The sequence below is a fragment of the Agrobacterium sp. rho-8.1 genome (assembly GCF_033957725.1).
Lineage (GTDB): Bacteria > Pseudomonadota > Alphaproteobacteria > Rhizobiales > Rhizobiaceae > Agrobacterium.
Genome location: NZ_CP192788.1, coordinates 1,644,308 through 1,668,675, shown reverse-complemented (window position 1 = coordinate 1,668,675; position 24,368 = coordinate 1,644,308). Strand labels below are relative to the sequence as shown.

The window sequence follows — 24,368 nt, the reverse complement described above, 5'->3', positions numbered from 1 at the left end:
AATGCGTGATGAACCTGAAAGTCGTGGTCTGCTGAGAATGTTTCTAGTTGTATCCGCGGTCGAAAAATACAAACGAGAATTGCTCCACCTCATAAAATAATTTATGTCTCTGGCCATGTACCTCCAGCAGCTCCGCACATTCACAGAAGTTTATCGGCAGCGCTCCATCACTGCTGCGGCACGCAAGCTCGATCTTACGCAACCTGCCGTATCCCAGCAGATCGCCAGCCTGGAAGCCGGGATTGGTCGTCCGCTTTTTGAACGGCATGCGCGCGGCGTTTTGCCGACAGCGATCGCCGATGAACTGGCGGCAGATATCGGTGACAAACTCGACTATGCCGAAACCGCTCTTGCATCTGCACGGGCGCGTTCGACTGACATTGCAGGCTCAGTACAAATCATCGCCCATAGCGATTTTGCGGCTGAAATGATTGGACCCGGCCTGCGCAGGCTGTTGGAGTCCGGTGTCAGCGTGCGCCTTCAGTCGGGGGACAGAGAAAAAATTCGCATCATGGTTGCCGAAGGTCATTGTGATCTCGGGTTTTCGGCTATGCCGATCGCGGATGACAGATTGCGGACGGAAAGTCTTCACACCGAGGCTACTCTCGCAGTCGCATCGCCAGCCACCGCAGCACGGATCATGAAGCAAGCGGACTTGGCAATTGCACTCGCAGCGGAGCCGGTGCTTGCCTATAATCTAACGCTGCCGCTCGTCCGGCCATGGCTTGCGAAAAACCTCATCGATATCGCCGAAATCAGACCTTCCGTCGTCAGCCAGGATCTCAGAAGCTTACGCTCCATACTCGTCAGCGGTTTTGGCTGGTCCGTTCTGCCGCACTATCTTTGTCGGGACGAAATCGCCCGTGGTGGACTTGTAGAGATTGCGGCCCCTGAAGGGTGCCCGAGCAACACGTATCACGCGGTGTGGAGCCCATCGGCGTTGCGAAATCCCCGTATCGCCTTTGCAAGACAGACATTGATCTGGGGTCTTAAAAATCTTGGAAGTTCCGCAACCTAAATCTGGGGCCGTTTCTCTTCGCCAAGCGGGATCATCGGACTTTTTCCAAAAACGGTCGCGGCGTAGCGCGTGATGCTGTCTATGTATGAGAGGATCATGGGGACGACAATCAGCGTAAGAATTGTCGAGCTTACAAGCCCTCCGATAACAGCATGCGCCATGGGTGCGCGTTGAGCACCACTCCCGGTAACGGCGATCGCCAGTGGCACCATACCGAATATCATTGCGATCGTGGTCATGACAATCGGGCGGAAACGGATCGTACCGGCACTGATCAGTGCGTCATCTAGAGACAGGCCGCGTTGGCGCTCCTGGTTGGCAAAGTCAACGAGGAGAATGCCGTTCTTGGTCACGAGGCCCATCAGCATGATGAAACCGATGAGTGAGAACATGTTGATCGTGCTTCCTGCGATCAGCAGTCCTGCGAGGACACCAACGAGTGATAGGGGCAGGGCGGCCATGATGGCCAGTGGTTGCGCGAAACTGCCGAACTGCGACGCGAGGACGATGTAGATGAAGATGACCGCCATGGCCAATGCCGTCACCATGTACCCGACTGTCTCCTGCATCGTCTTTGAATCGCCCCCGAAGCGGATATGATAGCCTTTGGGCAGCTTGCGCTCATTTATGAGCTTCTTCAGTTCGGCTGTGGCATCGCCAAGTGTGCGGCCTGACACGTCGGCAGATATGAGAATTTCACGCTGCAGATCGAGGCGGCGAACCTCGGTCGCAGCCGGAATGGTGAGGATGTCTGCTACCTGGTCGAGACGTACCATGGTTGTCATTCCGCCTGTCTGCGCGGGTGCCATCGTCATCATGAGTTCACCGATTGCCGCGACGTCCGCGCGCTGAACTGATGGCAAACGGACGATGATATCGTATGTTTCGCCACGCGAATCTGTCCAATTGGTCACTTGTCGTCCGGCGACGAGTGTCGAGAGGGAGGCGGCGAGATCCGATCTGGAAACACCCAGATCGCTTGCGGCCTCCCTCTTCAAGCGCACCGAAAGGATGGAGGTCACGTCTTCGGCGCTTGAGTTTACATCGACGATACCCGGCACCCGCCTGAGATCTTCGATGACGCCACCGGCGATTTTGTCGAGGACAGCCTTGTCGTCTCCAATGATGCTGACCTGCACGGGGCTTTTTCCGCCGCCGAGCCCATCCTGAAGGATGGCAACCTCGACACCCGGAATGACAGCAAGCCGCTGGCGGATGGGATCGGCCAGCATCACAGGCGTGCGTTTGCGCAGATCGAGCGGAACCAGGCCGACTTCCAGCGTTGCGCGGTTCTTGCCCGGTGACGTTCCCGTATTCGCTGTTGTGTAGATCGTAAGAACCTCCGGAAACTCGCGCAGTGCGCCCTCGACCTGACGAACCTTTGCGGCGGTGTAATCGAGTGACGAGCCTGCTGGTGTGGTGATGTTGACCTGAAAGCGACCCTGATCGGCATTGGCGACGAACTCGGTGCCTACCAACGGGATCATCAACAGGCTGCCGACGAAGACACCGAGGGTCGCTACTAGAGTGATGAAACGATGCCGGAGCGTCCAGGCGATAACTTGGCGATATCGCTGTGCCAGAGCCTCGAAGCCTTGGTCGAACCGTTCAATCAGACGTCCAACCGGACCCCGTTTAGCGCCGGGCTGAGAATGAGGGTCGTGCCACACGCTTAATAGCATGGGATCAAGAGTGAAGGCGACGAACAACGAAATCAGAACGGCTGCCGAGACCGTGACACCGAACTCGTAGAAGAAACGACCAACAATGCCTCCCATGAAAGCGACCGGAAGAAACACCGCGACGATCGTCGCCGTGGTCGCGATCACGGCGAGACCAATTTCCTGCGTGCCTTCGAGCGCTGCCTGAAGATGCGATTTTCCCATGTGAAGATGGCGCGTGATGTTTTCACGAACCACGATCGCATCATCGACCAGAATACCGATCGAGAGTGTCAGCGCCAGCAACGTCATTGTGTTGAGTGTGAAGCCGAGGACGTCGATCACAGCGAGTGTGCCAAGCATGGCAATCGGGAGCGTCAAAGCGGTAATAACCGTGCTGCGCCATGAGTTGAGAAACAGGAAGACGATGGCGACGGCCAAAGCTGCACCTTCGATCAACGTCGCCTGCACCTGTTCGACGGATTCCTCGATTGCGATCGATGCATCGCTGACGACTTGCAATCGAAGGTTCTTCGACGCCAGTTGCGCATTAAGCTCGTCAAGGCGTTCACGGATGCTTGCCACGACCTCCACCATGTTCGCGTCCTGGACCTTGACGATGTCGATCGCCAGAGCGGTCTCACCGTCGTAACGCGCAAGGCTTACAGGATCAGCGGCACCGTCTGTGACGGTTGCGACATCTCGCAGGTAGATCGGCCCGCCGCCCCGACGCGTGACGATGATATCCAGGAGATCATTTGGCTGCGCGATCCGACCTTGCACCTGGATGTTGTTCTCGGAAAACTGGCTGATGACGCTTCCAGCCGGATTGTCAGCGTTCTCATTGCGCAGCGCGCTTACGACATCGTTTACGCCCACGGCGAGTGCACGCATGCGCGTATCGTCCATGTTGATGTCGATCTGGCGCTTGCGGCCACCCACCAATGTGACCTGTCCGACTCCGGAGACGGTAGCTAGCTGACGCACGACCTGCTGATCGGCGATCGTCGTCAGTTCTGGCACACCCATGGAAGCTGACATCAGCGCTAAGGAAAGGACTGGTTTATCGGCGGAATTGAAGCGCGATACGATCGGCTTGTCGACATCATCAGGGAAGCTCGCCTCTGTCGCAGCGACCTTGTCGCGTACATCCTGCGCCGCCGTGGTGCCGTGAGTTTCAAGCTTGAACTTGGCTGTCAGCACCGAGCGACCTTCATACGACGTCGAGGTAATCTCGTCCAATCCGGCCAGCGTATTGAGTGCGTCCTCCAGAGGCCGCGTGACATCCGTCTCGACCGTGTCGGGTGTCGCGCCCGGATAGGTCGTGGTCACGACGACGACCGGAACATCTACATTGGGATACTGGTCCAGTCCGAGGCGTTGGAACGAGAAGATGCCCAGAACGAGCAGCGTCACCATCATCATCGTGGTGAACACCGGGTGAGAAACAGAGATACGGGTCAAAAACATTTCAACCCACCTTGCTCAGCGTAACCGCAATATCCGGACGAAGCTCGGAAAGTGGTGCCGTGATGATCGTGTCACCGACATTAAGGCCATCCGGTATATCGAGCAGTGTTCCACCGTCCCATGCTGAGCCGACTGTCACAGGCTGTCGCCGCAGATGCCCGTTTTCGATCTTCAGCACATAATCACCATTCTTGTCATTTCGCAGGGCAATCGCCGGGATCAGGAGTGCATCTGAATTTTCCCTGACGAGGATCGAGCCGGTTGCAAACATGCCACCCCAAAGTGTCGCCTTGTGCGCAGGCAGCCGCAAGTACGCCGCGACAAAGCGTGTGCCGCTGTCTGCAACCGGGTTGATACGGCTCACTGTCCCGCCGATCGTTTTGTCTTGCATTCCTTCGAACTGAAGCTGCGCAGTCTGGCCCAATTTTATACGGGCGATATCGCGGGTCGAAACGAGAGCTTTGACCTCCATCTCGGTCATGTCCACCAATGTCACGAGGTCTGCATCGTCACCGACCCGAGCTCCGACATCGACCATCTTTGCTGATACCGTTCCATCGAAGGGAGCAACGACCTCGGCTTCGCTCAATGAGACGCGTGCCATGTCCACTTGCGCGGAAAGGCTTTGAAGTCGGGCGCGAGCAACTGCAACATCGCTCTTTGCCTTCTCGAGCTTTTCGGCTGGAGCCACATCTTTGGCGGCAAGTTGTGTTGCTCTCTGCAACACCATCACCGACAGCGATAATTCCGCGTCCGCGACGTCGCGGTCACTCTCTCGCTGCTGCAATGTCGATTTAAGATCGGCCGTGTCGAAACGGACCAGGATGTCACCAGCCTTGACCTTTTGCCCTTCCTGGACGGCTACCTCGGTTATTCTGCCCGCGCTACGTGATCGCAGAATGACGCTTCTCACTGGCTGGACCTCGCCGCTGATGCGCAAGCGTTCTGTAACCGGTGCCCGCGAAACACGTGTGACCTCGGCCAGCGATAATTCAAAAGGTTTCGCAGCCTCCACAAGAGATGCGGTTTCAACGATTGTCTTGATCCGCTCGTTCGCGTCTACCGTTTCGCGGCCAGGCACGAAATAGATAAGGGCCAGCGCGCAGCCACCGAGAAGCAAACCTGTTATTCCGAGCCTGCGGTTTTGTGTTGACACCATCATGAACAATCCTCTTCGGTGGTCAGCATGCGCTCTGGCAGATGACATCGTCGCGTCACGCCCTGACGTCTTGTTGCTTCATCGATAGGGATGGACAATTGCAGCAGCATTACATGGTGCAAACTGCGTGACCGCAATGTTGCTGCAACACTCGCCATGCAACGGGTACGGGACGAAAAGAGGCGATCACATGCGACTTCTGATGATTGAAGACGAGAAGGAGCTCGCCGTTGCGTTGGCGGCGGCACTGAGCAAGCAGGGCATCGTGGTGGATCACACCATGTGCCTTGCTGATGGTTTGGAACTGACCTTGCAAAACGCTTACGATGCGATCGTCCTTGACCGACGCTTGCCTGATGGAGAAGGACTGACGTTTATTCCCAAGCTGCGGCGGGCAGGCGTCGAGACGCCGGTGATTGTCCTGACCGCACGCAATGAGCCGATGGAGCGGATCGAAGGCTTAAACGGCGGCGCCGACGACTATTTGGGCAAACCATTTCTCGTGGAAGAGCTGCTGGCCCGTCTGCGCGCGGTTCTGAGGCGGCCTAGCACACTGGTCGAGGAGAAGATCACGGCGGGGCGTCTTGTCATTGATCCCCTGAACTTGAGTGTCATCCTCGATTCCATGCCTTTCGAGCTTCCTCGCCGCGAGCTACTGGTTCTCGTGGCGCTTGCCAAGCGCAAGGACAAAACCGTCCTTCGAGCGACACTTGAGACGGCGGTCTATAACTATGAAGAGGAAATTCAGTCGAATGCCCTGGATGCGCATATCTCAAGGCTGAGAAAGCGGTTGGTTGAAGCAGCAGCGGGGGTGACGGTGCACAATATCCGTGGCGTCGGTTACCTGTTGAAAGAGGACGGTTTGTTGTGAAAGTCGGGTCCAACTATTCCCTCTGGTGGAAACTGAGCTGGCAACTGAGTGTCGTTTTTACTGGCGTTATTGCAGCAGTGGTCATCGGGCTTTGCGTCTACGGTGCGATGATCCTGTCGCCGAACATCCCGCTGAAGCATGAGCTGGGTTCAGTTCTGGCAGACGCCGTGACCCGTGACACGGAGGGTAGATTGGTTCTCACGGAGACTTCGCGCCTCAGTGCATTGAAAAAGGAACATGAGGGACTTTGGTTCGTCGTAGCGGCAGGTTCCCCGGCTTTCGCATCCTACGGCCCGGTTCCAGGCACCTACCAGGGCCTTGCCCCATACGTCTATCTAATCAAGGACGGTGACATCCGTGGCGCGGAGGGCGTTGGAGAAGCTGCATCTATCGATGATATAGAAACTGCGGTTGGGAACGTCCGCGTCATGTACGGAGGCAAATCCACGGCCAGTTCTGCTTTCATCACGTTGCTTTCCGCGACCTATCCCATCTATGTGCCGCTACTTGCAATCGCAGTGCCCGCGATATTCCTGACCGTGCCCCGGATCGTCAGTCGAGCGCTGGCGGGTCTGAATGATGTAGTGCGAAAGGCCCCGGAAATCGATCCGGGACGCGAAGGCGGTCGGCTTCCGACATCGCACGTTCCGAGCGAGGTCATTCCTCTCATCGTGGCGTTCAACAGCATACTGGAGCGCCTCGAAAAGCAGTTCCAGGCAAGGCAACGCTTTCTGGTCGATGCCGCCCATGAACTCAGGACACCAATCGCCATTATGCAGACCCGGATCGAAGGAATGTCGGAAGGAGCGGAGCAGAGGCGTCTGATGGGAGACGTCGCGCGCCTTGGTGTAACCGCCGAACAGCTTCTCGACTTCGAGCGTAACGATCAGGCCAGCGACCGTCATGAGACCATCGATGTCGTTGATATATGCCGCAACGTGGTCGCGGATTTTGCCCCGCTGGCGATCGCTGCAGGATACGAGATTTCGTTCCAGTCCGAGATCGACACTCTTGAATGCCAGGGCAACCCATCATCGCTGCCGCGTGCCGTCAGCAATCTCGTGAGCAATGCCGTCGACCATGGAGGTAACGGTGGAATGATCCTGGTTTCCGTCTCCGGAGACGGAAGGATTGCCGTATCCGATCAAGGGCCCGGTATTCCCCAAGACCAGCAGCAGCTCGTGTTCGAGCCTTTCTACAGGATCACGCCACGCTCGACTGGCGCAGGACTTGGTTTGAGCCTGGTCAGGCAGATCATATCGAACCACCATGGCCAGGTAGAGGTCGAAAGCACGTCCGCTGGTACGACCTTCACGATCGTGCTTGATCTAGGCAGACGGACATCCTGAATCGATAGCCCGTAATGCGACTGGAATTCCGATCATAGTTTAAAGTCTGTAATGTTGCGGCAATCCTCGCCCTCCAATGTCCCGTCACAAGTTGATCGACAAAAGGGGCAGGACGACGTGTCTGGCAATCAAACAACTCAAAATATCTTCGTTGCCTGGGCAGTGTCCTGATGCGTCGGTTGATCGTTGCAGGAACAGGCCTGCTTATTCTTCTCGTGGTCTCTGGATGTAGCACCGTTCCTTTGAGCGACGGCACGACATTGACGTCGGCTGGTCAACTTACGGCTTCAAAAGGCAAGTTCACGAAGACGCGGACTTTCGTCGATACCAGGGCGCTGGCGGCAGTTCGCACTGTTGCGATCATACCGACGACCTTTTCCTTCGCCGCATCATCTCGCATCAAGGACCCGCGTGACCGATCGCTGGTTGCCAACGCTCTGGATCGCGCCGTGTGCGTGGCGCTCAGCGACAGGTTTGAAATCGCGCCTGCAGGCCAGCCGGCCGACTTGACGGTGCGGGCGGTCGTTGCAGGCGTCGTTCCCACCAACAAGGCCGCAGCCGGTGTGGCGACCGCAGTCTCGCTTGGCAGCAGTTTCGCTCTCCCTGTCAGCGTTCCACGTCTTCCGATCGGTCTCGGTGGATTGGCCGTTGAAGCAGAAGCAGTCGATTACAGCGGTACGCCGCGCGCTGCTGTCCTGTGGTCGAAGGGTGCGAATTCGTTCACCAACAAACCGCGAGTTTCGGAGGTCGGCGACGCTTACGCTCTCGCCAACAATTTCGGAAAATACTTCGCACGCATGCTGTCCACAGGTCAGGACCCGAAATCCATGGACCTTTCATTGCCGTCAGGCCACAGCATGCGATCGGCAATGGGTGGAAAGCCCAAATACGCCGCGTGTGAGGCATTCGGTCGAGCGCCTGGAATAGCGGGCGCTCTCGCCACGCAAGTTGGCGCGCCGCCGCAATGGACTGACAAACAACCCCAACCGCAGCGTTAATCGATCGCGAGAGAGACCGCCGCGAGGGCCGGCTGTCCGATGGAACGGCGAGGGGGCCTCACGGTGACCCCGCAGCTTTAAGGGCTGACCACGTCGTAATGCAGCGGCAATGGTTCGCAGGCAGCTTGGGTCACCACTGCATGGCCGTCAGATTTTTTATCAAACGTCCACGGCACGCTCAAACTCAAAGAAACAGGACTTCGAACATGGATTATCACACATCACTTTCCGTCGGGATCAGGAGAATGCGGAACGTCTCACCGGCCGTTTGCGCAACTCTGTTGTCCATGATGTTTGCTGCCTTTCCTGTCACAGCCTTTTCGGCCGACCTGGACTCAGAAGAAACTTCTGTCGCCCCGCAGTCTCAGCAATTCGATACTGCACGCTATGGCGATTTTCGTGACACCCTTAAAGACTGGAAAGTGACCATCGGTGCTGGTGCGATCTACATGCCGGAATACGAAGGTTCCGACAAATTCGATATCAATCCGTTCCCGATGATCTCGGCCAAGATCGGCGATCGTGTCGAAATCGATACCACAGGCATCACCGTCGATCTGCTCGAGCGGGATGGGTTCCGGGTGGGTGTCAAGGGCGGCTACAACATGGGCAGACAGGAAAAGGACTCCGATTATCTGAGAGGACTCGGCGACATCGACGCAGCCGGCGTGATCGGCGGAATAGTCAGCTATGAACGTGGGCCGTTCGAGGTCTATGGTGCCTTCAACAAAACCATCGGTGGCAGCGAGGGTATGACTGGCAAGCTCGGTGCCAAGGCTTCTTACCGCTACGAGCGCTTCATTTTTTCGGGCGACGTCTCCGGCACCTGGGCTGATGACAAGGAAATGCAGAGCTATTTTGGCGTCACGGCTGCACAGTCTGCCGCATCCGGACTTGATCGCTATGAGGCGAAGGCTGGTGTTAAACGCGTGGATGTGAAGGCTTCTGTGACATACATGATGACGCAAAACTGGATGGTGACAGGCGCGGCAGGCGCTGGTGTCTTGATGGGTGACGCCAAAGAAAGTCCTATCGTCAAGGACGAAGTCCAGCCGTTTGCGATGCTCGGCGTTGCCTACCGCTTCTGATGAGCAGGCCTTGTCGTAGGCAAAGACTCATTTCCCAAGCCGCGGCCGGCCAGAACGGGCGTCGACGTCTCACTCGAATTGCGAGGCAGGGCGAGCCAAGCGCGATGACTCTACCTGCGCACCGTCTTTGATTGAAAGGAGAGGGTTTTGCCCTCTCTTGCATCGTGGACCAAGGGGCGTTGCTTCAGGTCGTTTCCGTGACCAGCGACCTTACCACATTTCCGGATCGGATCATTTACAGGTTCACTATGATGAAACCACGTCCAGACATCAAAACACCAGGGCAAGTACTGGTATTCCTACCGTTGCCTGCTGCTCGGATGATCGTTGCAAGACTTGAGGCACACGGGCATTTCGCCACTGCGATGCAATCGGTTGCGGAACTGGTCGTCGCCTTGGGCTCCGACGCATACTCCCTGGTTGTTACGACGCGCGCAGACATAGACGTGGTGCGTAACATCAAGGCTGTGCCCGTCGTGAACCTTGAGGTGTTCTTCCACACAGTGAAATTGACGGATGAAGCTGTGATCGGTTCAAAACAATTCGACGGGGCGGCTTTCATCGAGCGGATCAGGCTCCTCCAAGAACCCAGGCGAGAGCGCTGAAGAGTGCCGCATTGTAAGAATGAAATACCGTTCCCTATTTCAACGAAGTCTTTCCGTAATGGTGCTGCAATGCAGCACTTCTACCGTCGCCACCACGACAACAACATAGGTGGCGCATATGAGCCGTCGGAAAACAATATACCAACTATTGCTTGTCTACATCCATCCAATCCTTGTGCTTGCAGTTTTGCTGGCAGGGCCAATGGTTATTCTCCTCGTGAGATGACCTCCAACCTAGAGCCTTTCCGCTTTTCCTTGAAACTCGAAAAGGCTCTATTTTTTTTACTTTAACGCATGTCCGGACGGAAAACCGCTGTACACTTTTCCTGGAAATGCTCTAACGGGACGAAGCCGACGGAGAGCCGCCAAGTGCCCTGTAAAGGTTAGCTTCTGACAACAGCCGTTCAAGCTGGTTGTCAATCAGCGCGGACTCCCGTTGGCGTGTGCGTTCCTGAACCTCGATGAATGACCGAAGATCGATCGAGCCTGCACGGAAACGCGTCTCATACAGTCCTTCGATCTTCTTCTGCGTTGAAAAGGCGCTCGATAGACGTGCCCGTTCGCGTGCCAGCGATTGGCGCGACGCGAGACCTCCGGAAACCTCAGAAAGTGCTGTCAGCAAGGTGCCACGAAAGCCGTTGACAGCTTCGGCATAGCGAGCTTTGGACACCCGGATATCGAGCGCTGCTTGGCGTATGTTGAGGAAGGGAAGCGCCATGTTAGCGCCTAGCGTACCCACCGGGTTCGACAGGAGTTCTGCAAGCTGTTTGCCATTGGTTCCCAGATCACCTGTCAACGATATCTGCGGATAGAAGCTCGCTTGTTTCTCGTCGACTTGCCGCAACACAGAGCGAACTCGAAGTTCGGCCGCCTGCATATCTGGACGCCGGGCGACGAGGCTCGCAGGAAGGCCAGCGGCGATTTCGGGAAGTTTCGCAGAGGGCAGGCGGGTAGGTTCGAGTGCTGGCATTTCCGAACCGTTCAGGAGAACCTTGAGCGCGATACGCTGTGCCTCGCGCCCCCCTTTCAGACGTTCGATGTTGACGAGCTGACTTTGGATCGTTTCCTCAGACTCTAGGCTTTCCAGTTCAGACACCGTTTCTGCGGCGCGCATGGTTGCGACGAGGGCTGCCGTACGGCGAGCGCTGTCGAGGCCTTTCTCCGCGCTGGCGATCATCTGATTGGCGTGCGCAATTCGCCACCAGGTGGAAACCGTTGCGGCGATCACCGACAGCCTTGCGGATGCTATATCGGCAGTCGATGCCTCTGCCTCCAGTCTCGCACTGTCGCTGCGAGCGGAGATGCGTCCCCACAGATCAAGCTCATAAGACAAAGCAAGGGTGGAGCCAAAGCGCGATGCGGCGGGCAATTCACCGTCAAATGTCTTGCTACGTTGAGCATTCGTGTTGCCATTGACGACTGGCAACGTCTCGTTGTCGGCCAACCCTGCTTCCAAGAGCGCGCGTCTGGCCCGCAGGCTTGCACCAAGAATGTCGTTGTTGGCAGCCAGTACGACGGGAACGAGGCGGTTGAGACCCTTGTCGTTGAACGCGACCCACCAAGGCTCGGAAATCGACTGTTTCTCGGACGTGACACTGCCTGCCTTCCATGCGAACCCTGCCGGGGTTTCCGGGCGTTCATAAGGGGTTGCCGTGACGCATCCAGAAAGAAGCAGGGTGGCAAACAAAATAGTGCCGCGTGTGTATAGGGTGTGATGCATGACTGTCATTCGCTGGTGAGCGCTTCGACAGGGTCGAGGCGGGAGGCATTGCGGGCAGGGAGGAAGCCGAAGATGAGGCCGATGAGCGTCGTAGACGCAAAAGCCATCACCACGGCCTTCCATGTAACGGTGATCGGCATGGGCAAGCCTGCCATATTGGCGCTGATGGCGAGACCGAGTGCGAGCAGAACGCCGATTGCACCGCCGACAAGACACACTGAGATGGCTTCGATAACAAACTGAAGCATGATATCGGAACGACGGGCACCGATCGCCATTCTCAGGCCGATTTCCTTTGTCCGCTCTGTCACGGAGACGAGCATAATGTTCATGACACCGATCCCGCCGACAACCAGTGCAACTGCGGCAAGTGACGAGATGAGGAGGCTTAGAACGCCCATCGTTCGCTCTGCGGAACGGCGCAGTTGATCTGAATTGACCGTGAAGAAGTCCTTTACCCCATGTCGTCCCGTCAAAAGACTGGTAATCGCCTGGTCGGCCGCGTCGGTGTTCATCCCGTCCTTGACGCGGACGATGATGCTGCCCAGCGAAACATTCCCGAGGATACGGGTCTTCATGGCAGAGTATGCGACATAGGCCTGCAGCGTCTGGCCGTCACTTTGTGAGGACGCAACGATGCCAACAACGGCAAACGGGACATTACCTAGAAGGATCGTGGATCCGAGCGGGTTCTCACCCTCGAACAGCGCACGCTGGGTCTGTTCGGAAATGACGGCAGCAGGTCGGCCATCGCGAATTTCCTCGACGGATAGACTTCTACCCGACTTCAGCAGGAGACCCGACGTGCGGGCGTAACCTTCTCCGACGCCCGAAACACGAATGTCGGCGTCCGAAGCCGCATGGCGTGCGCGCAGGTTGGCAACGATCTCAGGCGTCGCGCTATCGACATAGGATTGACCCGACAGCAGGTCGGAATCGTCTTCCGTGAGACTGACAATCTTTGCAGCATTGGGATCGTTCCAGCCAAGGCCTGGGTATATGGTGATCGTGCTGGTTCCTAACTGGTCGAACTCTCCCAGAACCTGCGTCCGTGCTCCTTCACCCAGTCCCAGAACGGCCACCACGGAGACGATACCGATAATAATGCCGAGCATCGTAAGTGCGGTGCGCAGCTTATGCGCCGCCATGGATCGGAGCGACATCGCAAAAGCGTTGAAGAGACTGGTATAGCCAGCGACGGTCTGAGCCGCCGTTGTACCCGAGACGGACCAGTCAGTGTCAGTGCGAAACGGTGTCGCTTTCGCGGAACCGCTGTCTGCGACAATCCGGCCATCCACGATTTCGATAATCCGGTCGGCATGCGCCGCAACGCTCCGGTCGTGTGTCACCATGATAACCGTGCGGCCTTCCGCATGCAGCTCTTTGAGAAGCGACAGCACCGTTTCGCCCGAACGGCTGTCGAGTGCGCCTGTCGGTTCGTCGGCAAGAATGATCTGCGCACCGTTCATGAGTGCGCGGGCAATCGCAACGCGTTGTTGCTGTCCCCCCGAAAGCTGGCTCGGGCGATAATCCAGACGCTCCGCAAGTCCAAGCCGCGTGGCGAAGCCTGTCGCCATCTCGCGGCGCCTCGCAACCGGCATGTCGGCGTAAACGGCAGGCAGTTCGATATTCCCGACCGATGACAGCGTTCCCAACAGATGATAGCGCTGGAAAATGAAGCCGAAATGGTCTCTCCGAAGCCGGGCCACGCCGTCCGGGTCGAGCGCGGAAACATCGACACCCGCGACCCGATACGTGCCTTCACTTGGGGGGACAAGACATCCAAGCACATTCATCAGGGTCGACTTTCCCGACCCGGATGCGCCAACGATCGCGATCAGTTCTCCTTGCTCGATCACAAGATCGACGCCCGCCAGTGCTTCCACCGTTTCGTCGCCGTTCGCGTAGATGCGCTTGACAGCTTTGAGTTCAAGACGTGCACCGCTCATGGATTCGCCTCCGAAGTACCCACACCCGTGGAGATGAAAACTTCGTCTCCTTCCGCGAGGCCGCTCTTCACTTCTGCCGTCAGACGATCCGTGAGACCGATGGTGACGTCACGGTTTTCAAGTCCGCCATCTTTGGTTTTGACGCGAGCGCGGTATCGACCTTTCTGGTCGGGTCCGGTCAGGGACTGCCAGGGCGTGAGGATCACGTCGGTGGCACCATTGACGATGATCGTCACCTCGGCGGTCATCATGGGTTTCAGCACCTCGTCTGTATTGGGAGCATCGAACAGGACGTCGTAGTAAACGGCCTGCGCCGTCGTGCCTGCACTTCGCTGGTTTTGGGCCGCAGCATCGGTGGTGAGAACGGAGGCGGGTGCGGGCTCGACCTCGCGAAGAACGGTTTCCCGCACTGTCCTTCGGTCGCCATAGATGGTGAAACGGACCTTCTGACCAATCTGAATGCGCCCGATATCGGCTTCCGAAACCTGTACACGGGCTGTCATCGTATCCGTCTGGGCGATGACCGCGATAACGGGTGTCGTCTGGGCGGCATTCAAGGTCTGGCCGGGCTTGGCCACCAGTGCGATCACTCTGCCGTCAATTGGTGCAAGAATGCGGGTGTAGCCCACATTGGTCTCTGCCTTCTCGACTTCGACCGTCGCCCGTTCGATTTGCGATACGGAGCCGTCGACCTCGGCTGTCGCGATATCGACGGCGGCTTCCGCGTCCTGAAAGTCCGCGCCCGTTCCAGCCTGACCCTTGTGGAGTTCCCGCTGACGGGAAAGCCCGCGCTTTGCCTTTTCCAGTTGATACTGACGTGAGCGGGCCGTGGCGCGCGCTTCCGATAGCGACGCCTTTGCCTGTCGCAACTCGTTCTGCTGTTGCAGAGAGTCGATTTCGGCAATCAGATCGCCAGCCTTAACCTCCTCTCCGAGAGATATGTGGACAGCTTTCAACTGGCCTGTGACCTGCGCGCCAACCTGTACTGTTCGGGACGGTTCCAGAATACCATTGGCGTTGACTGTTTCGGTGAGCGCGCCACGTGTCACACGAGCCGTCAGGAGATTGTCCTCGGCTGCCGAGCGGTCGTGCAGGGACCACCATGCAAACGTGCCGATGGTCAGCACTGTGATGATTGTCACGATCTTCGTCTTCGGGGTCATATGAATAAGCTTTCGGCAAAATTGGCCCATGGCTGCGACGAGGCCGTCGCTGTGCCTGGTTCATTCGGAATCTGAATTAGGGGGTATGGGTTGGTTACAAAGGCGTCATGGATTGGGTCTGTCCGTGATTGCCTGCGGGAAGCTTAGACGGAAGCATGCTCCTTCTCCAGTATCAGGCCGAACCTCTGCGTGTCCGCCATGCAACCGCATGACCTTCTGGACAAGATCGAGCCCCAGGCCCACACCTCGACCGTCTTGCCGGAGGCGGTGAAAGGCCTCGAAGATGTGTTCGTGCTCAGCTTCAGGAATGCCCTTGCCCTGATCGCACACCTCGATCCAGCCGCTGGCGGAGATACGAACGGTGATCGCCCCTTGGCGGCCGCCATAATTGATTGCGTTCTGCACAAGGTTCGTCAGCGCGCGCTCGATGGCGGTCTGGTCGCCCTGAACAGTAACGACGTCTGCTTCTGGCTCGAACAGCATCTCGTAGCCGGCACCGAATGCCAGCGGGGCAAGGTCGAGTACGACGCGTTCGCCAAGCTTGACCAGATCGACTGGTGTAAACGACACAGTCTGCTGATCGAGGCGTTGCAAGTCGAGAAGCTGGCCAGTCAGCGCGGTTAACCGCGCGGCATCTTCTAAAAGGCGGCTTTTAAGTGGGCCGGAAGGCAGCCCGGAAAGACGCGTCGTCAGGATTGCAATCGGTGTGCGCAGTTCATGCGCCGCATCGGTTAGAAACCGGCGATGTCCTTCATATCCTTTGTCGAGCCTCGACAAGGCCTCGTTGACCGCGCTTACGAAGGGAAGGATTTCAAGCGGTACATCACTGACCGACAGACGCGTGCCACTGCGATCGATATCGATCTTTTTGGTTTCCTCGGCAGCATAGTCAAGACCTTTGAGAGCCCGGCGGACGACGAAGGGTATGACGAGGAGCGTCGCCAATGACATGGTCAAAGTCAGCAGCGCCATCAGCATGAGTGCTGTCTGGCTCGATTGCAATATCTGCGCAACGGTGACGTGGCTTTGTGTTCCCGACATGATCTTCACCAGGCCTGCCGCCGTCTCCTTCCACTGCACCGTTGCAATGGGTGGCAAGTCTTTCCCAAAATCCTGCAACAGATCCGCATAGGCAATAATATCGAGTGCGGGGATGGCTCTCAGCACTTTTTCAGGAACGTTACCTTCGATGAGTTGCTGTCCTGAAACGTCGCGAACCAGGAACCACAGATCCGGCGTGTCAGACCTCAGTTGCACCAGTTCGGGCGTCAGCGCCACGAACAGCCGTCCGTCCGGGCCATGCCGCAGGGCATCGCTGACAACGTCTGGCGTGGTGTTCTGATTGACACCGCTGTTGATCACTCCAAAATACCAAAGCATACCGAACGTTGCGAACATGCCTGTAAATATCAACGCGAGCATGGCTGTCTGCGCGGCTGTGATCCGGATCACGAGCCTCCACCGCAGCGAGCGGGGATTGAGTAATTTCATGGCTCTTCCCTCAAAAGGTAGCCAACACCCCGGACACCGTTGACGATGACGCCGCTGTCGGCATCCGCGAGCTTGCGACGAAGGCGGGACACCTGCGTATCGAGCGCATTGGGTTGAACCTCGTCGTCCATGGTGAACACCGCCTCCATCAATGATGAGCGCGGTACCATCCGCCCAAGTCGCCGCAGAAGCGCATCAAGGACAAGCAGCTCTCGACGGGTCAGGTCGATCGCGACCTCACCAACCCTGGCGTCGCGGTTCACGTGGTCGTAGGTGAGGCGCCCGACGGTTACAATGTCGTTCTGCACCGAGGCAGGACGGCGCATCAATGCCCGCAACCTGGCCAGGAGTTCTTCGAAGGCAAAGGGTTTGGCGAGATAATCATCCGCGCCATGGTCCAGGCCCTCGACACGATCAGCTATCTCTCCGCGCGCTGTGAGGACGAGAACGGGTACAAGGTTTCCTTTTGCACGCAGTTTGGGAACAAGAGACAAGCCCTCGCCATCGGGAAGTTGCCTGTCGAGAATGAGCACATCGTGTAGGCCGGGTTCGGCCATGATTTCCGCATCGGCAAGATTTGATGCATGGTCGAGGATCATGCCGCTGCGGGCAAGCGCATCGCGCAATGCCGACGCCATTTCAGGCTCGTCTTCCACCAGCATCACTCTCACATCGACATCCTTAAAACCAGGTTTGATGGGGAGGGTGCCTACAGGGACTACATGTCGGCAACCTTGCACGGAAAAGAAAAACACCCTGATTTCTAATATAACGCAATGTTTTTTCGCGACAGGCTGCCGACATGTAGTGGTGGCATCTGTCCAGCCTGAAGCATCCACTTTTTTTCGCCCGACCCGTTTCAGGACACACACATGCCTTCGATCAAACGACCAAACAGCACCAGCTCTTTTCTTATTCAACCGATTGGGGACCACAATGTCGGTCTCTGACGTGATGGTATTCCTGCGCCAATGGCTGCGCAATCCACGCGGTGTTGCTGCTGTCGCACCTTCCGGCAAAGCTCTTGCGTCACTGATTACGCGGGAGATCTCACCTCGTACGGGGAGGGTGCTCGAGCTTGGTCCCGGAACAGGCGTCTTCACGCAGGCACTGATCTCGCGGGGAGTCCATGAAGAGAACCTGACACTTGTTGAATGCTGTGCAGAGTTTGCAGATCTTTTGGAAAGACGGTTCCCGAGTGCGCAGGTCGTTCAAATGGATGCGGAGCGGCTTGGTGCATCTCCCCTTCTACAACACACACGGATTGGCGCGGTTGTTTGCGGACTTGGTTTGCTGAACATGCCGCAACACAAGGTGACAAACATCATGAAGGGTGCATTTTCCTGCTTGCGAACAGGCGGTGCGCTGTTCCTGTTCACCTATGGCCCCACATGTCCCGTAAGCCGGACAGTGCTTTCAGAACTGGGCCTTCAGGCCAAGCGCGTCGGCCGCGCCTACATCAATTTCCCTCCTGCTGCTGTCTACCGCATCACCCGGTCCGCCTGAAAGGTCGTCTGTCCATGAGTTTTCCAGATTTGTTACCGGTCGTTGTCGGCATGGGAATTACGGGCATGTTTGCGGCATCTGCGTTCGAAAAAATCGTGCCGATCATACCGTCTTATCTCATGCTTCTGCTTTTTGGCTCAGCCAGCATGACCGTACGTGAACTGGCGTTGACTATTTTCGCCACGTCCGCAGGCTCCGTGATCGGGACCGCCTGTGTCTATGGTCTTGGACGGGCACTGGGAGAGAGCCGCGTCCGGCGCGTGGTCGAAAAATACGGCAAGTACGTCCTCTGTCCGCCGGAAAGGTATCGGCGAATGGCAATTTCCTACCGTCGAAACCATTTTGTTGTATCTCTGTTCGGGCAGATGATCCCTGTCGCCCGGCTGTATCTTTCTGTACCTGCTGGCGTTCTCAGACTGCAGGCAAGCCGATTTTTGACAGCTTCTGCGATAGGCATTGCCGCATACAACACGATCTTCCTTACGACGGGCTTCGTGTTGCGGAAAGAGACGCATGATCCAGTCGCCACAGGTGTTCTTCTCTCCGCTGGCCTTATCGCGGTAGAATTAGCAGCCGCTGGCACTGCTAAATTGATATTCTTCCGAGGCCGGACGAGCTAGTTATCAATCATGTATAGACGGCTGCGATTAATGCTCATGGCCCTCACTACGAAACGTGTTCGAGAGCATAGATAGCCTTGCCCAACGTAGGCTCCAAGGACGGGACCTGAACTTTGATTCGAGTGGGGTCATACGGCCAAAGCATTGACTCCATATCCCATCGGACAACCGCCTGTATTCCTTCCAGAGCAAACCGCAAGATCATGATCCCGCGCTGTACAAAAAGCGCCACAAGATTGAAAACATGTTCGGCAGGCTCAAAGACTGGCGCCGAATTCACACCAGATATGATCGCTGCGCACACACTTTCTTCTCAAGCATAAACATCGCAGCCACCGTCATATTCTGGCTTTGATTTGACGGGTCCTGAGCCTAATCGAGGCCGAAGCTCACAATGGTTCCCCAAAGTCCAATATTCAGCAATTGCTAACACAGCTACCGTGCATTTAGAGGCGGCAAGCACTCGAAGTACATCCGAACAAATACAGATCAACTAAACGTCAGTTTGCTTTCGCTGTATCTCTAAAGTTCAAATTGAGGACGAGATCCATGCTGAAATATAGCCGTTTTTTTTCAATGGCAATGTCGTTGACAGCGCTGGTATCGCTCAGCCCGCTTGCTGCGATCGCGCAAGCGACCGATGCACCGGCTCAGGAAGCAAAAGGCTGGAACCGCACGGTCAGGGCTGCAGATTACCTTGAACCCCAGATACCGCATCCGGCACAGCAACAATCGGCCTTGGAAAGGTTGAGGGAGTTCGAAGTGAAGACCGGGCGCAAGCCGAATATCCTCATCCTGCTTGTAGACGATATGGGATATGGCGATCCGGGCGCGTATGGCGGCGGCGCGATGCTTGGTGCTCCTACGCCGAATATCGATCACCTGGCCACTGAGGGGCTAAAGTTGACCTCTGCCTATGCGACCCCGGTCTGCACACCCTCGCGTGCGGCCCTGATGACGGGTCGTATTCCGGCACGAAGCGGTCTCACGCGTCCGCTGCTTGCCAGCGATCACCCCACGAAGAATCCATGGGCGGATGAAGTGTCTGCGGCGAAACTGCTGAGCGACAATGGTTATGTAACCGCGCTCTCCGGAAAATGGCATATTGGCGAAGGCAAAGGCATGCAGCCTCAGGATGTAGGCTATGATGAATTTTACGGCTTCCTGTCCGTCGTCAGCGAATATACGCAGTACATGGACAGCAGGAAATATTCGCAGCTCGTCCTAGACCCGGAGCGTCTGGCGACATTTAGAGGCCTCAGCGAATACAACGGCATAGTCGAGGGCAAAAAGGGCGGCGATCTGAAAATGGTCTATCCGCTTGAAACACCCAAACAGATGGGAAACGTTGATCAGGACTTCGCTAACTGGTCTGTCGATTTCATCAAGCGCGCTGGCGAGGCCAAAAAGCCATTCTATCTGATCCACGCATTCGCCAAAGTCCACTTCGACAACTATGCAGGTGACGGCTATGAGGGGCGTAGCCCAGCCAAGTTGCCGTACCGAGATGCGGTGGTCGAAGTCGATGATATTGTCGGACGTCTCGTAAAGACCCTCGAAGAAACCGGTCAGGCTGACGATACCTTCGTCTTCTTCACATCCGACAACGGTCCAGAGGAAGATAGCTATCCGGACTCGGGTTTCACCCCCTTCCGCTCCGGCAAGGGTACGACCTGGGAAGGCGGCGTTCGCGTTCCGGCAATCGCCTACTGGCCGGGCATGATCAAGCCCGGACGGATCAGCGATGGGCTTTTCGATCTCATGGATCTGTTCAATACCTCGCTCTCGATCGCGGGTATAAATGACAAAATCCCAACTGAACGCTACATCGATGGCGTCGACCAGACTGGGTTCCTGCTCACCGACGAGGGCGAGACGACGCGGCAGACGGTGTTCTCTTACAATCAAGCTGAATTCTCGGCGATGCGCTGGGAAAATTTCAAAAGCTATTTCAAAGTCATGCTGTACGAGCAGCCCTTCTCCAACATCAGCATGTCAACCTTCGTGCCGGTCGGTGTTTCTCCCTGGGTCTTCGATATCTATCGCGATCCCAAGGAGCGCATCACCAGAAGCAATGGCGATTATGAGTGGATTTATGGTGCGGTTCTGGAATTACAGGGCGCTCATGCTGCGACCTTTGCCAAATATCCGAAAAAGGACATCGGGCTGGGAGTTGGCGGCGGCGGTGATCCAAGGTAGTTGATAGGGAATACACCAATAGGCTGTAAAGCTATCGGCGGCTGCCGTGACAATGTTGTTGGGGACAACACTCGGGAGCCGCCAGCGCCACTAAAATACAAGCGGCCCGTGGAGACAGGTTCTCTGATATCTATTGCACTGATGTCGAGACGAATGGCCGCTTCCGGAATCCGCCCAAAGCGGTCAATTGAAATTTCCGAAGTCACGCCTTGTGGTCAACCTTTATAACCCAACCTGCCGATGACGACGTTCCCCTAAGTCCAATATCCGTATTTCGGAAAAGATCTATTCTCCCTTGAAGGAGGTTTTCCAAATCCGTTTGTGCCCTGCGTCGGATGAACTTCTGGGGCGAAGTCTTGCGATAGCTCGGAACACATCGGTTTGTACTTTTCCGTCAGTAGCGATTTGGTATCGGCACTCGCTGGGGCAAGAAATGTGCATTCTCTATCTATTACAGCCGCGAATATTTGACGCAGAACACAAGGATTTCCAATCGGTGTACGTGGGCCTTCTGATTGCGATCCATCAATATCGACGCTGATTGTTCCGGGGTAACCTTGCAAGGAAGAACTATAGCGACGTTAAAACGGGAGTTGAAAATGAATGACGACAAACAGCTTATCCTAAGCAGACGCAATATCCTTCTCGGTGGCACCACACTCGTTGTGGCAGCGATGAGTGTGGTAAGCAATACGCAGCACGCTCAAGCTCAAGCTCAACAGCAAACGACTACGCAGCCAGCAGCATCCGGCCAGAAGCCCAATATCCTCGTGATTTTCACGGACGATGTCGGTCAAACCAACGTCAGTTTGTATAGTCGCGGGTTGATGGGTTACCGCACGCCCAATATTGACCGTATCGGCAAGGAAGGTGCTATCCTGACGGACTACTACGGCGAACAATCGTGTACTGCTGGACGAGCCGCGTTCATCACAGGGCAATATGCCGTGCGTGTCGGCTTGCCAAAAGTGGGTCTTGTCGGATCACCGCAAGGTCTTTCCGAAAAGGACGTGACAATTGCCCAACTTATGAAACCGCTGGGCTATGCAACCGGGCAGTTCGGCAAAAACCATCTTGGCGATCGCAATGAGTTTTTGCCGACCGTGCATGGATTCGACGAGTTTTTGGGGAACCTCTACCATCTCAACACCCACACCGAAATGTTCGATGAGGACTATCCGAAGAACAACAGCGATTTCATCACAAAATATGGTCCGCGCGGAGTGATCCATTCCTTCGCGAGCGATAAGGATGATCCGACTACAGACCCGCGGTTCGGACGTGTTGGCAAGCAGACGGTCGAGGATACGGGTCCGCTTACCATCGAGCGCATCAAGGGTATCGATCGGGAATATGTGGACGGCGCGAAGCGTTTCATCACCAAGGCCAAAGATGACAACAAGCCGTTCTTCACATGGTTTGCCGCGTCGCGTATGCATTTTCCAACCAAACTTTCGGATGAAGCAGAAGGCAAGACTGGGCAGGGTATCTTTGCTGATGGCATGGTTGAGCATGATGGACACGTCGGCGAATTGCTGAAATTGCTCGACGATCTTGGCATCGCCGACAACACAATCGTCCTTTGGACGAGCGACAACGGACCAATGACCATGAATTGGCCCGATGGCGGTATGGACCCGTTCAAGTCGGAGAAAGCCACCAACTGGGAGGGCGCCTTCCGCGTACCCTGCGTGATCCGCTGGCCAGGCGTTATCCAGCCCGGCTCCGAACTCAATGGCATCATATCGCATCACGATTGGATGCCAACCTTCTACGCGGCGATCACAGGGTCTGACATCAAGGCAGAGTTGCTCAAGGGCAAGGAAGTCGCTGGCACGACCTATAAAGTCCATCTCGATGGCTACAATATACTCTCTTACCTCAAGGGAGAGGATCAGAAGGCCCCTCGCGAAGAATTCCTGTATTTCGGAGACGATACGTCGCTACTTGCGCTTCGCTGGAATGACTGGAAGTTCACCTTCGCAGAACAACGCGCAAAACCTGGAACCTGGGATTTGTGGCGAGACCCGTTCGTTCAATTGCGTGTGCCGCGCATTGAGAACCTAAGGCGCGATCCGTTCGAACGAGCAATGACAGAAAGCACAACTTACGCAATGTGGGTGCAGGAGAAGCAGTTCATGCTTGTTCCCGCCAGCCAGTATGTTGCCCGTGCGATTTCGTCCTTCGTAGAGTTTCCACCACGCGGGCTCCCGGCAAACTACTCGTTATCGGAAGCGCTCAAGTCAATGGAGAACGCTACGAACCCATAGTATGATCGCTGCGGTCACGCATTCTTCTCAACCATATGCATCGCCGCAGCCGTCATCTTCTGGCTGTAATTTAACGAGTCCTGACCCTAGGTTCCGTGACGACATCACGGCAGAGCTCTTCGTAGATGATCCGATGGGTCTCGGCTCGGTCGGACGCATCCGGGACGAGATGAGAAAGACCCGCCGCTTTCAGCCGGTCTACATAGAATGATTGCTCCATTGTGAATGCAGTGGCCATGAGGCCAGGCGTTCGCAAATCTTGCTCCTTGATGCGCGAGGCGGTCGCGTCTGCAATATGCAGCAAGAGAATAGAGACGCCCTTCATCATTGCATCAGCAAGCTTGTGCATCGTGTTTGTCGCGTAAGCCCACGGTGAGGGCCGTCTTGCGAGGTTGATGCGAACATCGGAAGTCCTAGTGCAAACACTAGGAGTAGTCCTATGACCAAGCATCCGATTGAAGTGATCACGTCTGTCGAGCGCCGTCGGCGCTGGTCTCGCGAGGACAAAGAGCGGCTGGTTGCAGCCTGCCTTGAGCCTGGTGCGGTTCTTTCCGAGATTGCCCGTGCGGCCGGCATCCACGTTAGCCAGCTCTTTCGGTGGCGCAAGGAACTCTGCCGGATCGAGGAGCCGTCGAAGCAGGTATCGAGCACCTTGGTGCCCGTGATCGTTTCGGAGGCCGCGCCGGCAGCCCAGCCCGCCGCCTTAGAAGCGCCAGCCCCATCGCAACCCCGTCGGAAGCGTAGCGATGTGACGATTGAGCTGGGCCGCGATCGCCGTGTCCGCGTGGACAGCGACATAGACGCGGAGGCGCTTGGCCGCATTCTCGATTGTGTGCTGGGGCGACGATGATCCCTGTTCCTGCTAGTGTGAAGGTCTGGTTGGCAACCGGCCATACGGACATGCGCAAAGGCTTTCCCGGTTTGTCGCTGATGGTGCAAGAGACGCTGAAGCGCGATCCGATGTGCGGGCATCTGTTCGTCTTCCGGGGTCGTGGCGGCGGCCTGATCAAGGTCATCTGGCATGATGGCCAGGGAGCATGCCTGTTCACGAAGAAGCTGGAACGGGGACGCTTCATATGGCCGTCGGCGGCCGATGGGACGGTCGTGATTACGCCGGCGCAGCTCAGTTATTTGCTGGAAGGTATCGACTGGCGGATGCCAAAAAAAACGTGGAGACCGACCTCAGCCGGATGAGCAAAAACGCTGGAATCGCTGGATAGAATATGATTCC

At 56.5% G+C, this 24,368-nt stretch carries 20 protein-coding genes and 1 pseudogene; 13 read left to right on the top strand and 8 right to left on the bottom strand.

Features of this window, described 5'->3' with window-relative positions:
* Nucleotides 1–103: 103 nt before the first annotated feature.
* On the top strand, nucleotides 104–1,018 hold the full coding sequence (locus RMR21_RS08355; RefSeq protein ID WP_498667471.1) for a LysR family transcriptional regulator: 915 nt from the start codon (nucleotides 104–106) through the stop codon (nucleotides 1,016–1,018).
* Here the strand turns inward: RMR21_RS08355 and RMR21_RS08350 are convergent.
* On the bottom strand, nucleotides 1,015–4,149 hold the full coding sequence (locus RMR21_RS08350; protein ID WP_498667470.1) for an efflux RND transporter permease subunit: 3,135 nt from the start codon (nucleotides 4,147–4,149) through the stop codon (nucleotides 1,015–1,017). The two genes, RMR21_RS08355 and RMR21_RS08350, sit on opposite strands and share 4 nt — an antisense overlap.
* Nucleotide 4,150: 1 nt before the next feature.
* Nucleotides 4,151–5,311 carry an efflux RND transporter periplasmic adaptor subunit gene (locus RMR21_RS08345; protein WP_498667468.1) on the bottom strand — a complete coding sequence of 387 codons (1,161 nt, stop codon included), beginning with the start codon at nucleotides 5,309–5,311 and terminating at the stop codon, nucleotides 4,151–4,153.
* Between the two features lie 187 nt (nucleotides 5,312–5,498).
* Between RMR21_RS08345 and RMR21_RS08340 the strand changes: the two genes are divergently transcribed.
* The 5 genes from RMR21_RS08340 (at nucleotide 5,499) to RMR21_RS08320 (ending at nucleotide 10,219) form a co-directional block, all read left to right on the top strand.
* Nucleotides 5,499–6,179, top strand: coding sequence for a response regulator transcription factor (locus tag RMR21_RS08340; protein ID WP_498667467.1), 681 nt, complete (start codon nucleotides 5,499–5,501; stop codon nucleotides 6,177–6,179).
* On the top strand, nucleotides 6,176–7,528 hold the full coding sequence (locus tag RMR21_RS08335) for a sensor histidine kinase (RefSeq protein WP_498667465.1): 1,353 nt from the start codon (nucleotides 6,176–6,178) through the stop codon (nucleotides 7,526–7,528). The genes RMR21_RS08340 and RMR21_RS08335 overlap by 4 nt, the downstream gene beginning before the upstream one ends.
* Nucleotides 7,529–7,698: 170 nt before the next feature.
* Nucleotides 7,699–8,526: a DUF3313 domain-containing protein gene (locus RMR21_RS08330; protein WP_498667463.1), complete on the top strand. Its 828-nt coding sequence runs from the start codon at nucleotides 7,699–7,701 to the stop codon at nucleotides 8,524–8,526.
* A gap of 245 nt (nucleotides 8,527–8,771) precedes the next feature.
* Complete coding sequence (locus RMR21_RS08325; RefSeq protein WP_498667462.1) at nucleotides 8,772–9,614, top strand: MipA/OmpV family protein; 843 nt, start codon at nucleotides 8,772–8,774, stop codon at nucleotides 9,612–9,614.
* A 197-nt stretch (nucleotides 9,615–9,811) separates the two neighbouring features.
* Nucleotides 9,812–10,219, top strand: a complete 408-nt coding sequence (locus RMR21_RS08320; protein WP_498667460.1) for a hypothetical protein — start codon at nucleotides 9,812–9,814, stop codon at nucleotides 10,217–10,219.
* A gap of 337 nt (nucleotides 10,220–10,556) precedes the next feature.
* On the opposite strand, the gene RMR21_RS08315 is transcribed toward RMR21_RS08320, so the two are convergent.
* The 5 genes from RMR21_RS08315 to RMR21_RS08295 form a co-directional block, all read right to left on the bottom strand.
* Entirely contained in the window at nucleotides 10,557–11,939 is a 1,383-nt protein-coding gene (locus tag RMR21_RS08315; RefSeq protein ID WP_498667458.1) for an efflux transporter outer membrane subunit, read from the bottom strand.
* Nucleotides 11,940–11,944: 5 nt separating this feature from the next.
* Entirely contained in the window at nucleotides 11,945–13,888 is a 1,944-nt protein-coding gene (locus tag RMR21_RS08310) for a MacB family efflux pump subunit (RefSeq protein WP_498667457.1), read from the bottom strand.
* Nucleotides 13,885–15,051, bottom strand: coding sequence for an efflux RND transporter periplasmic adaptor subunit (locus RMR21_RS08305; protein ID WP_498667456.1), 1,167 nt, complete (start codon nucleotides 15,049–15,051; stop codon nucleotides 13,885–13,887). The genes RMR21_RS08310 and RMR21_RS08305 overlap by 4 nt, the downstream gene beginning before the upstream one ends.
* A gap of 105 nt (nucleotides 15,052–15,156) precedes the next feature.
* On the bottom strand, nucleotides 15,157–16,542 hold the full coding sequence (locus RMR21_RS08300; protein WP_498667453.1) for a sensor histidine kinase: 1,386 nt from the start codon (nucleotides 16,540–16,542) through the stop codon (nucleotides 15,157–15,159).
* Nucleotides 16,539–17,213 (bottom strand): response regulator transcription factor, encoded by a 675-nt coding sequence (locus RMR21_RS08295; protein ID WP_498667452.1) that lies wholly within the window; start codon nucleotides 17,211–17,213, stop codon nucleotides 16,539–16,541. Before RMR21_RS08295 ends, RMR21_RS08300 begins: the two co-directional genes overlap by 4 nt.
* A 265-nt stretch (nucleotides 17,214–17,478) precedes the next feature.
* Here RMR21_RS08295 and RMR21_RS08290 point away from each other — a divergent pair, with 265 nt between their 5' ends.
* The 5 genes and pseudogenes from RMR21_RS08290 to RMR21_RS08270 all read left to right on the top strand — a co-directional run bounded on the left by RMR21_RS08290 (nucleotide 17,479) and on the right by RMR21_RS08270 (nucleotide 23,137).
* Nucleotides 17,479–18,048, top strand: a complete 570-nt coding sequence (locus RMR21_RS08290) for a class I SAM-dependent methyltransferase (RefSeq protein WP_498667450.1) — start codon at nucleotides 17,479–17,481, stop codon at nucleotides 18,046–18,048.
* Between the two features lie 65 nt (nucleotides 18,049–18,113).
* The gene (locus RMR21_RS08285) at nucleotides 18,114–18,668 is read left to right on the top strand and encodes a DedA family protein (protein WP_498667448.1); all 555 of its coding nucleotides are present in this window, start codon (nucleotides 18,114–18,116) and stop codon (nucleotides 18,666–18,668) included.
* A gap of 211 nt (nucleotides 18,669–18,879) precedes the next feature.
* Nucleotides 18,880–19,023, top strand: a pseudogene (locus RMR21_RS08280) (transposase); the annotation flags it as partial.
* A gap of 194 nt (nucleotides 19,024–19,217) precedes the next feature.
* A complete protein-coding gene (locus tag RMR21_RS08275) occupies nucleotides 19,218–20,867 on the top strand; it encodes an arylsulfatase (protein WP_498667446.1) in 1,650 nt (549 codons plus the stop codon).
* Nucleotides 20,868–21,466: 599 nt separating this feature from the next.
* Nucleotides 21,467–23,137 (top strand): arylsulfatase, encoded by a 1,671-nt coding sequence (locus tag RMR21_RS08270; RefSeq protein ID WP_498667445.1) that lies wholly within the window; start codon nucleotides 21,467–21,469, stop codon nucleotides 23,135–23,137.
* A gap of 70 nt (nucleotides 23,138–23,207) precedes the next feature.
* On the opposite strand, the gene RMR21_RS08265 is transcribed toward RMR21_RS08270, so the two are convergent.
* Entirely contained in the window at nucleotides 23,208–23,486 is a 279-nt protein-coding gene (locus RMR21_RS08265; protein WP_498667443.1) for an aspartate/glutamate racemase family protein, read from the bottom strand.
* 90 nt (nucleotides 23,487–23,576) lie between these two features.
* On the opposite strand from RMR21_RS08265, the gene tnpA reads away from it, so the two are divergent.
* Nucleotides 23,577–23,987, top strand: coding sequence for an IS66-like element accessory protein TnpA (gene tnpA, locus RMR21_RS08260; protein WP_498667442.1), 411 nt, complete (start codon nucleotides 23,577–23,579; stop codon nucleotides 23,985–23,987).
* Nucleotides 23,984–24,331: an IS66 family insertion sequence element accessory protein TnpB gene (gene tnpB / locus RMR21_RS08255; RefSeq protein ID WP_498667441.1), complete on the top strand. Its 348-nt coding sequence runs from the start codon at nucleotides 23,984–23,986 to the stop codon at nucleotides 24,329–24,331. Before tnpA ends, tnpB begins: the two co-directional genes overlap by 4 nt.
* The last annotated feature ends 37 nt before the right edge of the window (nucleotides 24,332–24,368 follow it).